Here is a 12,496-nt window from a genome sequence, read left to right as displayed (position 1 = left end):
AATCAGCCCTTGGTCGGACCGTGCCGCCGATTAGTCCTGAACCGGGGTCAGCGCAATGCGCAACGCCTCAATGGCCGCGTCCCGCGCAGCACCGTCGGCGAACGCCGGGCTGTCGCCGACACACTCGCCTTCCAGCCAGACGCTGAAACTCAGGTCTTCGCTGCGCACGTCCAGCGCCTGACCCGATTGCAGTTGCTTGGTCACCTGACCAGCGGTTTTACCGTCAGCGAAGTTACGCGACAGCAGCAATTGCTCGCCATCGGCCGCCAGCAGACGGAAGCGGAAGCTGCCGTCGTCTTCGCGGAAGCTGACGAAGCGTGCGGCTTTTGCGGCTTTCTTCTTGGTGGTTGCGGCAACCTGAACCTGATTGACGAACGAACGCAGGCCAACCGCTTCGCGCAGTTCGTTGAGGAACGGCGTGGCCACAGCACGGGCCTTCTTGGCGCCGATTTGCAGAATGTCTTCCAGATCAGCCGGGCGCTCGATCAACTGGTGATACTTGTCGCGCGCTTCGCCGAGATCGTTGTCGAGCAACTGGAACAGACGGTTCTTCGCCTCGCCCCAACCCAGACCGCCCAACAGTTCGCTGCGGAACTCGTCAGCCTGCGCTGGCGTGGCGAACGCCTGGAACAGGGTGAACAGGTGCGAGTTGTCAGGATCTTTCGCTTCGCCCGGCGCTTTAGAGTCGGTGACGATGCGGGAGATCGCGTCCTTCATCTCTTTGGCGCTGGAGAACAACGGGATGGTGTTGTCGTAGCTCTTCGACATCTTGCGACCGTCGAGGCCTGGCAATGTCGCCACGCTTTCTTCAATCAGCGCTTCGGGCATGGTGAAGAATTCTTTGCCCTGACCGAACAAGTGGTTGAAGCGCTGGCCGATATCGCGGGCCATTTCCACGTGCTGAATCTGGTCACGACCGACCGGCACTTTGTGCGCGTTGAACATCAGGATGTCCGCGGCCATCAGCACCGGGTAGCTGTAGAGGCCCATGGTGATACCGGCATCCGGGTCTTCACCGGTTTCGACGTTCTTGTCCACCGAGGCCTTGTAGGCGTGCGCACGGTTGAGCAAACCCTTGGCGGCGACGCAGGTCAGCAGCCAGGTCAGCTCAGGGATTTCCGGGATGTCGGACTGGCGGTAGAAGGTCACGCGGTCGACATCGAGGCCACCGGCCAGCCAGGTCGCGGCGATTTCCAGACGCGAGCGCTGGATGCGCAGCGGGTCATCGCATTTGATCAGGGCGTGGTAGTCGGCCAGGAAGTAGAAGGAATCGGCATTGCTGTCGCGGCTGGCAAGGATCGCCGGGCGGATGGCGCCGGCGTAGTTGCCCAGGTGCGGCGTGCCGGTGGTGGTGATGCCGGTGAGGATACGGGTACGGTTCGTCATGGGTAATCGCTTGTCAGACTGCAATCAATTCGAGAGACGCGGCAGGATCAGATCCTTGAGATCGGTCAGCTTGCCATGAAAAAAGTGTCCGCATTCTGCCACTTTCAACAGCTCATGGGGGCGCTGGAGTTTTTCCGACCAGTCGTAAACCAGCTGAGGCTCGATGACTTCGTCGGTTTCCGGCTGGATCACGGTGAGTTCGCCCTGCTGCGGCAATTGATCCTGCTCGCCCAGACGCATGACCGCCGGCGCGACCATGAACAGGTGCTTGAGCTGCACGCCTTGGTCTTCAAGACGACCGCCGAGACTTGCAGCAACAAATCCGCCGAAGGAAAAACCGAACAGGGTCAGCGGCAGATCCGGGTGTTTTTCCCGCAGCCATGCCGCAGCCGCCTGGGCATCGTCGACTTCACCGGTGCCCATGTCGTGCGAACCTTCGCTGGCGCCGACGCCGCGATAGTTGAAGCGCAAGGTAATCAGGCCGGCGTCGCGCGCGGTGCGCTGCAGGGTCGAGACGACCTTGTTGAGCATGGTGCCGCCCTGCACCGGGTTCGGATGGCAGATCAGCGCGATGCCGCGCGGCTGCTCATTGTCGAGGTACAAGGCTTCGATTTGGCCGACTGGGCCGGCAATCACTACAGGGGTTTCACGCATCAGCAAGGAAGGAACTCCGTGACCTCGAATCGGGTCGACTCGTCTAGCAAATTGTCTGTGCCAATCTATTGCGAGTGAATCGCGGTATACAGCGCAGGTTCGAGCCGTTAACGTAAAGCAAAGCCGTTTATAGAGGAAGGACTCGTGGAACACTCGCTCTTAGTTTGGTTGTTACCGACTCTTGCCCTGGTTGTGGGTGTCGCCATTGGATTCCTGATCGCGCGCGTTGTGCCAAGCGCCGCGCCGAGCCGCACGCAGCGTCAACTGGATGATATCCAGGAGCGTTTCGACAGTTATCAGAACGAGGTGGTCACCCACTTCAACAGCACCGCGACGCTGGTCAAGAAACTGACCCAGAGCTATCAGGAAGTGCAGGATCATCTCGCCGAGGGCGCCAACCGTCTGGCCCTGGACGAGCAGACCCGTCAACGCCTGATCGCCGCGCTGCACGCCGACGCGGTACAGACCCCGCGCGAACGCCTGACGCCACCGCGCGATCAAGAGCCGCCGCGCGACTACGCACCGAAAACCCCGAATGCACCGGGAATGCTCGATGAGCATTATGGTCTGAAGAAGTAATCAGCCTTCGCTGCAAACAAAAGCCCCCGGACAGTGAAGTGTCCGGGGGCTTTTTTGTATCTGATAGTTTTGTGGGGCCGATTTGATCGCCATCGCGAGCAGGCTCACTCCTACATTTTGAAATGCATTCCCCTGTAGGAGTGAGCCTGCTCGCGATGAGGCCATAACCGGCCACACAAAAAAATGCCCGATCACCGGATCGGGCATTTCTTCATACGGGCAATCGTTTACGGATACTGCTGAACCGTGCCCGGCTGCTGTTGCTGCTGACCACCATACTGCTGCCCCGGGATCGCCTTAAGGTTGACCTCGACCCGACGGTTCTGCGCCCGGCCATTGACGTCACCGTTGCTGGCAATCGGGTTATCCGGGCCGGCGCCACGGGCCGACAGATTGGCACCGCTGACGCCTTGCGAGGTCAGGTAGGTCGCCACGCTCTGCGCACGACGCTGCGACAGGTCCATGTTGTGCTGGCGGCTGCCGGTGCTGTCGGTGTAGCCGACGATTTCAATCTGGTTCTGGCTGAATTCCTTCAGCGAGCCCGCGAGGTTGTTCAGCGGCTGGTAGAAGCTGGAAGCGATGTTCGCCGAGTCGGTGGCGAAGGTGATATTGCCCGGCATGATCAGCTTGATCTGATCGCCCTGGCGCTGCACCTCAACACCGGTGTTGGCCATGCTCGCGCGCAGTTTTTTCTCTTGCTGGTCGGCGTAGTAACCGTAGCCGGCTGCCGAGGCACCTACCACGGCAGCGCCGATCAACGCGCCCTTGCCACGATTGTCGTGACCGATGGCGGCACCGGCCAGTGCGCCGGCGAGTGCACCGAGTCCTCCGTACTTGGCGGTTTTGCTCATGCCTTGCGAGCCGCCGTCGGCCTGACCCTGATTGTCATACGGGTTGGGCGAGGCGCAGCCGGACAGCACGGCCACGGCAGTAGCGACAATAATCAAACGACGCGTGGTGAACATGGAAAGCTCCTACTTTTGCATTCTATGGTGGCCATTTGGCAATGGACCTGTGCGGGCGTTGGATCATGACAATGCCGAAAAATTCCGCCGACAACCCGTGACAAAATATTTAGGCACGCACAAACGGGTTCTCGCGCATTTCATCGCCCAGACGCGTATCCGGACCATGGCCGGTCACAACCGTGGCGTCTTCGTCCAGGGTGTACAGCCGTTGCTTGATTGAGCGGACAATAGTCGCCTGATCGCCGCCCCACAAATCCGTGCGCCCTACACCGCGACGAAACAATGTGTCGCCGGCTATCAACAGCTTAGCCTCGGAAAACCAAAAGCTCATGGAACCAGGCGTATGCCCCGGCGTATGCAGTGCCACGCCGCAGCCACAGGCCAACTCCTCATCGTCGCTCAACCAGCGATCCGGCGATGGCACCGGCACGTAAGGCACGCCGAACATCTGGCATTGCATCTCCAGGTTGTCCCACAGGAATTGATCTTCCTTATGCAGATGCAGGGTCGCGCCGGTTTTCTCCTTCATCTGCCCGGAAGCGAGGAAGTGATCGAGGTGTGCGTGGGTGTGGATGATGCTCACCACTTTCAGACCCAACGCATCCAGGCGCGCCATGATCAGATCGGGGTTGCCACCCGGGTCGACGACGATGGCTTTTTTGGTGATCGGGTCGCCGATGATCGTGCAGTTGCACTGCAACGGGCCGACGGGGAAGGTTTCGCGGATCAGCGCTGGCGTGACGGCGTGCATGGGAACTCCTGCAAGGTATTGGATTGATCGCAGGATACGTTTGCCGACCTCAGGATTCCATGCCACCAGCCGATACATCATTGCTGGGTGCCACGCGTCGGCCAGTCAAAAAAATAGTGTCAATATGATGTCACGTGTAACGTTTTTGTTGCAAAATCGCCCTCTGTAGCGGCCACATCCAGGATAGGCCGCGGCCCATCCAGGAAATTCCGCATGCCACGCCCGACTCAATCAACAGACAGCACTTCTTCATCGTTGACCGGCAACACACTCGTCAACAGTCTGATTTCCGGCACACAATGGGAAAGCACCAAGTGGTATGACAAGAGTGCCCCCACTGAATTGACCTTCAGCTTCATCAACCCGGTTTCTTCGTATTTCGCCACCAGTTACAGTGCGGATAACGAATACAACGCGGTTTTCGCTCTGACCGCCAACCAGCAGGTTGCCGTTGTCAGCGCCCTGGCTGCGTGGAGCGCCGTGGCGAACATCAAGTTTAGCCAGACCACCGACACCATCACCAATGTCGGCGACCTGCGCTTCGGCGGATATTCTCTGATGGAGAGCGGAACCGTGGCCTGGGCCTATCTGCCCGGCAGCACACCCAAATCCGGTGACGTCTGGATCGGCCCCGAGACCAACCAGGCCAACCCGGTCAAAGGCTCCTACGATTACCTGACGTTCGTTCACGAAATCGGTCATGCCATCGGCCTCAAGCATCCGTTCGCCACCAGCCTGACCAACAGCACCGTACTGGACGCAACGCTGGACGACGTTCGTTATACGGTCATGAGTTACAACGATTCATATTCCTATCAGCCAACGACCCCGATGTTGCTGGATATCCTCGCCATCCAGAGTCTATATGGCGCCAACACCTTGTGGCAGGCCGGTAACACCACCTACTCCTGGGCGAGCAATCAATCGGTTTTTGAAACCATTTGGGATGCCGGCGGCGTTGACACCATCGACGCCACCAACCAGTTGAACGCCGTGCGCATCAACCTCAACGAGGGTGCCTTCAGTCAGATCGGCAAGGCCTTCCTCGATATCAAGACCATGACCGCCTTCAACGAAGGCCTGGCCATCGCCTACGGCGCGAAGATTGAAAATGCCGTCGGCAGTGACAACGATGACAGCCTGATCGGCAACGCCCTGGACAACATCCTCAACGGCCGGGGCGGCGCCGACACCATGATGGGTGGTACCGGTAACGACACCTATTTCGTCGACAACATCGGCGACACCGTCATCGAGACAAGCACCCTGTCGAGCGAAATCGATACGGTGCTCAGCTATATCGATTACACCCTGACCGCGAACGTCGAAAACCTCGTGCTGATGGGCACCGGCAATCTCGCGGGCACCGGCAATGCCTTGAACAACGTCATCACCGGTAACTGGGGGCAAAATACGCTGGACGGTGGTGCCGGTGCCGACACCCTGATCGGTGGCGGTGGCAACGACACTTACATCGTCGACAATGCCGGCGACGTCGTCGTTGAAAACAACGAAGTGGGTGGCGGGATCGACACCGTCAAATCGTCTGTCAACTACAGCCTGGGTGCGAACGTCGAGAACATCGAGTTGACCGGCACGGCCAACCTGAATGCCAACGGCAACACCCTCAACAACGTGATGACCGGCAACAGCGGCAACAACGTGCTCAACGGTGGCGCAGGCGTGGACACCATGATCGGCGGCGGCGGGGATGACACCTACTACCTCGATCAGGCCGCTGAACTGGGACTGGTTCAGGAAAACGCCAGCGAGGGTAACGACACCCTGCGCGTCTACTACAACGCCACGGCTTCGAATTCCACCGTCGATCTCAACCAGAGCAACCTCACCAACGTTGAAAACGTCTGGCTGATGGGCACCGGCAACTACACCGTGCAAGGCAACGCTCAGGACAACTACCTGCTCGGCGGTGCTGGCAACGACAACCTCCAGGGCGGGGCCGGCGACGACCGTCTCGACGGCGCGGCCGGTGCCGACACCCTGGCCGGTGGCATCGGCGATGACACTTACGTGATCGACAACGCCGGTGACGTCGTCATCGAAGGCGTCGGCGAAGGCCACGACCGCGTGCTGAGCAACATCGGTTACACCCTGACCGCCAACGTCGAAGATGGCCAGTTGCTTGGCAGCAGCGACCTGTTCCTGATCGGTAACGGCCTGGACAACGTGCTGACCGGTAATAGCGGCAACAACATCCTCAACGGTCAGGAAGGCGCCGACATCATGGCCGGCGGTGCCGGCAACGACACCTATTTCGTCGACAACGTCGGTGACGTGATCATCGAAAACGGCACCTCGCTGACCGAGATCGACACCGTGCTGTCGTCGCTCGCCAGCTACACCTTGGGCGCCAACCTGGAAAACCTGACCCTGCGTTTTGCCGACAACATCAACGGCACCGGCAACGCGCTGAACAACGTCATCACCGGTAATGCCGGCGATAACATTCTGGATGGTGGCGCGGGTGCCGACCGGATGATCGGCGGCTTGGGCAACGACACGTATGTGGTCGACAACGTCGGTGACGTGGTGGTCGAAACCAGCACTTTGATGACCGAGATCGATACCGTGCGTTCCTCGATCAACTACGGCCTGGGCGCCAACATCGAGAACATCGTGCTGACCGGCTCTGCCAACCTCAATGCCAACGGCAACACCCTCAACAACGTGATGACCGGCAACAGCGGCAACAACGTGCTCAACGGTGGCGCCGGGCTGGACACCATGATCGGTGGCGACGGTGACGACACCTACTACCTCGACCAAAGCGGCGAGCTGTCACTGATCCAGGAAAATGCCAATGAAGGCAGCGACACCCTGCGCATCTATTACAACGCCACCCCGATGACCAACGTCGTCAACCTGAACCTGGGCAATCTGACCAACGTCGAGAACGTCTGGCTGATGGGGACCGGCGGCTATAACGTGCAAGGCAACAGCCTGAACAACTACTTGCTCGGCAGCGCCTCGGCGGACACGCTGCAGGGCGGTGCCGGCAACGATCGTCTGGATGGTGCGGCCGGTGCCGACACCTTGATCGGCGGCAGCGGTGACGACACCTATGTCATCGACAATGCCGGCGATGTGGTCATCGAACTGGGCGGCGAAGGCCGTGACCTTGTCCTGAGCAACATCGGTTACACCCTGACTGCCAACGTCGAAGATGGCCAGTTGCTGGGCACCAGCGACCTGTTCCTGGTGGGTAACAGCCTGGACAACGTGCTGACCGGCAACAGCGGTAACAACATCCTCAACGGTCAAGAAGGCGCCGACATCATGGCCGGCGGTGCCGGCAACGACACCTACTTCGTCGACAACCTCGGTGACGTCATCATCGAAAACGGCACCTCGCTGACCGAGATCGACACCGTGCTGTCGTCGCTCGCCAACTACACCTTGGGCGCCAACCTGGAAAACCTGACCCTGCGTTTTGCCGACAACATCAACGGCACCGGCAACGCGCTGAACAACGTCATCACCGGTAATGCCGGCGATAACATTCTGGATGGTGGCGCGGGTGCCGACCGGATGATCGGCGGTCTGGGCAACGACACCTACGTGGTCGATAACGTCGGCGATGTGGTGGTCGAGACCAGCACACTGGCCAACGAAATCGACACCGTTCGCTCCTCGATCAACTACAGCCTGGGCGCCAATCTGGAAAACATCGTGTTGACCGGTACGGCCAACCTGAATGCCAATGGCAACGCGCTGAACAACGTGATGACCGGCAACAGCGGCAACAACGTGCTCAACGGTGGCGCCGGGCTGGACACCATGATCGGTGGCGACGGTGACGACACCTACTATCTCGACCAGAGCGGCGAGTTGGCACTGATCCAGGAGAATGCCAGCGAAGGCAGCGACACCCTGCGCATCTACTACAACGCCACGGCTTCGAACAACACCGTCAACCTCAATCTGGCCAACCTCGGCAACGTCGAAAACGTCTGGCTGATGGGCACCGGCAACTACACCGTGCAAGGCAACGCTCAGGACAACTACCTGCTCGGCGGCGCTGGCAACGACACGCTGAACGGCGGCGCCGGCAACGACCGTCTGGACGGCGCAGTCGGTGCAGACACGCTGGCCGGTGGCACTGGCGACGACACTTACGTGATCGACAACGTCGGTGACAAGGTGATCGAAGGCATCGGTGAAGGCCATGACCGTGTCCTGAGCAACATCAGCTACACCCTGACCGCCAACGTCGAGGACGGTCAGTTGCTGGGCAGCAGCGATCTGTATCTGGTCGGCAACGGCCTGGACAACGTGCTGACCGGCAACAGCGGTAACAACATCCTCAACGGTCAGGAAGGGGCTGACACCATGGACGGCGGTGCCGGCAACGACACCTACTTCGTCGACAACGTCGGTGACGTGATCATCGAAAACGGCACCTCGCTGACCGAGATCGACACCGTGCTGTCGTCGCTCGCCAACTACACTCTGGGCGCGAATCTGGAAAACCTCACGCTGCGTTTCGCTGACAACATCAACGGCACGGGCAACGCGCTGAACAACGTGATCACCGGTAATGCCGGCAACAACATCCTCGACGGCGGTGCCGGTGCCGACACCCTGATCGGCGGTCTGGGCAACGACACTTATGTGGTCGATAACGCTGGAGATGTGGTGGTCGAGACCAGCACCCTGGCCAATGAAATCGACACCGTGCGTTCCTCGATCAACTACACCCTGGGCGCCAATGTGGAGAACCTGCAACTGACCGGCAGCGCCAACCTGCTGGGCTACGGCAACGCCCTGAACAACGTGCTCACCGGCAACGATGGCAACAACGTGCTCAATGGCGGCGCCGGCAATGACACCTTGATCGGTGGTCTGGGCACAGACATGCTCACCGGCGGCACCGGAGCCGACACGTTTGTCTTCAACGACATCAGCGAAGTCGGTAAAGGCGCCCAGCGTGATGTCATCTATGACTTCAGCAGCCTGCAGGGTGACAAGATCGACCTGTCGGCCTTTGACGCCAATCTCGGTACTGCCGGCCTTGATGCCTTCACCTTTATCGGTTCGGGCGACTTCACCGGCGCCGGTCAACTGCGCTTTGTCGATCAAGTGCTTTCGGGCAACGTCTCTGGCAATGCCGGTGCGGACTTCGAAATTCACCTGGTCGGCGTGAACACGTTCTCCGCCCAGGACCTCGTGGCCTGAGTGCAGTGAACTGACCGTTCTGCGCAATGCAGAACGGTGCACAAAAAACGCCCCGAACTGTCGGGGCGTTTTCTTTTATGGGATGGCGGCAACCGTTATGCCAACACACCCAGTTCTTTGGCCCGCGCCACCGCCTGGGTGCGTCGCTCAACCCCCAGCTTGCTGTTGATGTGGCTGGCATGGGTTTTCACCGTGTGCAGTGAAATGAACAACTGATCACTGATTTCCTGATTCGAACAGCCTTGGGCAATCAGTCGCAGGACTGCCAATTCGCGGCTACTGAGCTGTTCCGTTGCTGAAGTCTCAACAATTACCCGGGCCGCTGGCTGCGGAAAATGCTCGAGTAATTGCTGGCATACAGGCGCCTGAGCGAGCGACATCAATTGCCCGCGCAACCAGTCCGGATACGCTTTGACCAAGGCATCGAAAGGCTGCAAAACCCCTCCGCCAGCCGCCTCCAGCGCCAGCACCAGCGTTTTGCGCGCCTCCGCTTCCCGTGCGGCGCCCAACAGCAAAGCGACTTTCTGGGTCAGCGCCATCACGCTGAGCAACTGGCGACCGGTTTGCTGACCGTTCTCATGCAGCACATTCAAACGCCCTTCGGCGAGCATCGGCTGCCCCTGAATGACATCCAGTAGCGCCTGTTGCAGTTCGACGTGCAAGGGCAGTTGCGGGTGAAACTCCGGCGGTGCGGCAGCGCGCTCACCGGTATACGTCTGCCCTAGGCGCGCCAACCAGGCTTCGGCCAGATCGGTGCGCCCCTGCGCCAGCCACAGCTCGCATTTGACCAGGGTGATCATCGCCAGATAATAGATGGGGGGCACGTCCCAGATGTGCATCAGCCGTTCAGCTTCGGACAATTCGGCGAAGGCCTTGGCGAACTCGCCTGCGCCGCCGTCCAGGCGGGCGATCACGCAGTGACCGATCAACACGCTGATATCACGACAGGCGCGCGCCTCGCCGATCCCGGCCAGTAACCGTGCGCGTGCGGCTTGCGGCTGCAAGCGCATCGCCAACAAAAAACCTTCGTACAGCGTCAGCCGTGCACGCACCGCATACAAGCGTTGCGGCGACAGCCCGCGCAGGCGCTCCAGGCCCTGATGCACTTCATCCAGCGCGCGCAGAATTTCACCGCGCGACTGCAATACGCGCGCGCGGTCGTAATGGGCCAACGCTTCAAACAGCGGATTGCCGACCCGTTGCGCCAGTTCAAGGGATTCGCGGTTAAGACCACGGGCGCGCCATAGATCACCATCGGCAATCGCCAGATTGGACAGAGTCGACAGGCACATCAGCCGCTGGCCGTAGCGTTTGGCGGGCAGGCTCTCCAATGCTTCGCTGCAATACCTGAGCGTCAGTTCACGGTGGCCGCGACCACGGGCAATGATCCCGCTCAACGCCAGCCATTGCGCCAGCATCGACTTTTGCGCAGTGGCCGAAGGCGCTGGCAGAAAGCGGCTCAAATGACTGGACAGCTCTTCGGCAGCATCGAGCTGGCAAGCCAGCCCCAGCGCCCAACTGTAGAGGACGATCAGCCGTGGCGTGCTGATCAGCAGACTGTCGGGCAAGTCCATTTTCCAGCGCAGCAGCATGCCGACGTTTTGCTCGGCGAGCAGTTGTTCCTCGGAAAGGTTCTGCACCAGATTGGCGGCCACATCGAGGTGCCCGGCGCGCAAGGCCTGCTCCACCGCTTCGTCGAGCAGCCCCTGCGCGTTAAACCAGCGACAGGCCCGCAGGTGCAGGGTCGCGGTCGGCACCATCGGCTGGGCAATGGGCCGGCTGCGCAGCAGATCAGAAAACAGATGGTGATAACGATACCAGTGCCCGTGCTCATCCAGCGGCACCAGAAACACCTGATGCGCGAGCAGGAAACGCAGGATTTCGGCGCTGTCATGGGCTTCGCGCACCGCATCACACAGTTCACTGCAAAAGCGCTCTTGCGGTGCCGTGTCATAGAGAAACGTCTGCACTTCGGGCGGAAGGCAATCGATGACTTCTTCGAGCAGATAGTCGCGAATCAATCCCTCCCCGCCATTCAGCGCTTGCGGCAGCGCGGCTTCGTTGCCGGCCTCCGCCATCGCCAGCAACCAGAAACGCAGGCCTGCCACCCAACCTTCGCTGCGCAGGATCAGACTTTCCAATGCCTCGCCGCGCAGTGAACTGCTGTGGCGATCGAGCAATGTGAGGGCTTCGTCGTGGGTCAGGCGCAGGTCCTGTTCGTGCAGTTCAAGCAGCTGGCGGGACAGACGCAACCGCGCCAGGTGCCAGTCCGGGCGTTGCCGACTGGTGACCATGACCAGCAAGCCGTCCGGCAAATGATTGAGGAAAAATTGCAGGCAGCGATCGAGTACCGGGCCCTGGGCCAGATGGTAATCGTCGAGCACCAGCAGCAAGGGTGCCGCCGGATCAAGGTGCAGGGCCAGTTCATCGAGCAGGCCGTCGAGCCATTCTTCAAACGCAAACGGCTGATGGCGCTGACGCATCTTCAGCAGGCCCAGTGCGCGGCTGCCCAGTTGCGGAAAATAATCCTGCAAGCCTTCGAGCAAGCGCTCCAGAAACCGCCCCGGATCGCTGTCACGCGGGCTCAGGCCCAACCACAGACTTTGCCACTGCGCCGGCAGGCTCTGACAGAACTCCACCGCCAGCGAACTCTTGCCGAAGCCCGCCGGAGCGCTCACCAGCAATAGCCGACCACCGAGCCCGGCTTGCAGGCGCTCGCAGAGTCGTGGTCGCAGCACATATCCGTCGGGCAATGGCGGGCGAAAAAAACGCCCGTTCAATGCCGCGACGGCAACACTTGCGGGACCCGGAAGTGGAGACAGATCAGTCATGGCCGGCTCTTGTTCGAATGGCTGTTGGCGGCATTGCAGATGTCCGCAGACTAGCCTTAAACGTAGCGGTAATGAAGGTTGCTGCTACAAATGGCTACAAAAAAGCTACACAGCGCCGACAAAATCCGCCA

General features: G+C 60.2%; 7 protein-coding genes. 2 read left to right on the top strand and 5 right to left on the bottom strand.

The annotated features are described in order from the left end of the window. Positions 1–30: 30 nt before the first annotated feature. Positions 31–1,386 carry a tryptophan--tRNA ligase gene (locus ACZZ0B_RS02140; protein WP_463544286.1) on the bottom strand — a complete coding sequence of 452 codons (1,356 nt, stop codon included), beginning with the start codon at positions 1,384–1,386 and terminating at the stop codon, positions 31–33. Between the two features lie 24 nt (positions 1,387–1,410). After that, a complete protein-coding gene (locus tag ACZZ0B_RS02135; protein WP_463544285.1) occupies positions 1,411–2,040 on the bottom strand; it encodes an alpha/beta hydrolase in 630 nt (209 codons plus the stop codon). A 144-nt stretch (positions 2,041–2,184) separates the two neighbouring features. On the opposite strand from ACZZ0B_RS02135, the gene ACZZ0B_RS02130 reads away from it, so the two are divergent. Next, entirely contained in the window at positions 2,185–2,619 is a 435-nt protein-coding gene (locus tag ACZZ0B_RS02130; protein WP_008086953.1) for a Z-ring associated ZapG family protein, read from the top strand. A gap of 227 nt (positions 2,620–2,846) precedes the next feature. Here the strand turns inward: ACZZ0B_RS02130 and ACZZ0B_RS02125 are convergent, their stop codons facing one another. Both ACZZ0B_RS02125 and ACZZ0B_RS02120 read right to left on the bottom strand, forming a co-directional pair. Then, a complete protein-coding gene (locus ACZZ0B_RS02125) occupies positions 2,847–3,584 on the bottom strand; it encodes an OmpA family lipoprotein (protein ID WP_008086951.1) in 738 nt (245 codons plus the stop codon). A gap of 109 nt (positions 3,585–3,693) precedes the next feature. Next, on the bottom strand, positions 3,694–4,338 hold the full coding sequence (locus tag ACZZ0B_RS02120; protein WP_463544284.1) for an MBL fold metallo-hydrolase: 645 nt from the start codon (positions 4,336–4,338) through the stop codon (positions 3,694–3,696). Between the two features lie 213 nt (positions 4,339–4,551). On the opposite strand from ACZZ0B_RS02120, the gene ACZZ0B_RS02115 reads away from it, so the two are divergent. Further along, positions 4,552–9,534, top strand: coding sequence for a M10 family metallopeptidase C-terminal domain-containing protein (locus ACZZ0B_RS02115; RefSeq protein WP_463544283.1), 4,983 nt, complete (start codon positions 4,552–4,554; stop codon positions 9,532–9,534). A 95-nt stretch (positions 9,535–9,629) separates the two neighbouring features. Here ACZZ0B_RS02115 and ACZZ0B_RS02110 read toward each other — a convergent pair whose 3' ends face one another. After that, the gene (locus ACZZ0B_RS02110; protein WP_463544282.1) at positions 9,630–12,365 is read right to left on the bottom strand and encodes a LuxR C-terminal-related transcriptional regulator; all 2,736 of its coding nucleotides are present in this window, start codon (positions 12,363–12,365) and stop codon (positions 9,630–9,632) included. Positions 12,366–12,496 lie beyond the last annotated feature (131 nt).

The organism is Pseudomonas sp. AC247 (genome assembly GCF_979258015.1).
Note: the sequence above shows the minus strand (reverse complement) of the source record. Positions and strands in the feature narration are given on the sequence as shown.

Bases quoted from the DNA above. Each gene is read 5' to 3' on its own strand.
- ACZZ0B_RS02140 (WP_463544286.1), bottom strand. From the start codon at position 1,386: ATGACGAACCGTACCCGTATCCTCACCGGCATCACCACCACCGGCACG.
- ACZZ0B_RS02110 (WP_463544282.1), bottom strand. From the start codon at position 12,365: ATGACTGATCTGTCTCCACTTCCGGGTCCCGCAAGTGTTGCCGTCGCG.
- ACZZ0B_RS02125 (WP_008086951.1), bottom strand. From the start codon at position 3,584: ATGTTCACCACGCGTCGTTTGATTATTGTCGCTACTGCCGTGGCCGTG.
- ACZZ0B_RS02115 (WP_463544283.1), top strand. From the start codon at position 4,552: ATGCCACGCCCGACTCAATCAACAGACAGCACTTCTTCATCGTTGACC.
- ACZZ0B_RS02120 (WP_463544284.1), bottom strand. From the start codon at position 4,338: ATGCACGCCGTCACGCCAGCGCTGATCCGCGAAACCTTCCCCGTCGGC.
- ACZZ0B_RS02135 (WP_463544285.1), bottom strand. From the start codon at position 2,040: ATGCGTGAAACCCCTGTAGTGATTGCCGGCCCAGTCGGCCAAATCGAA.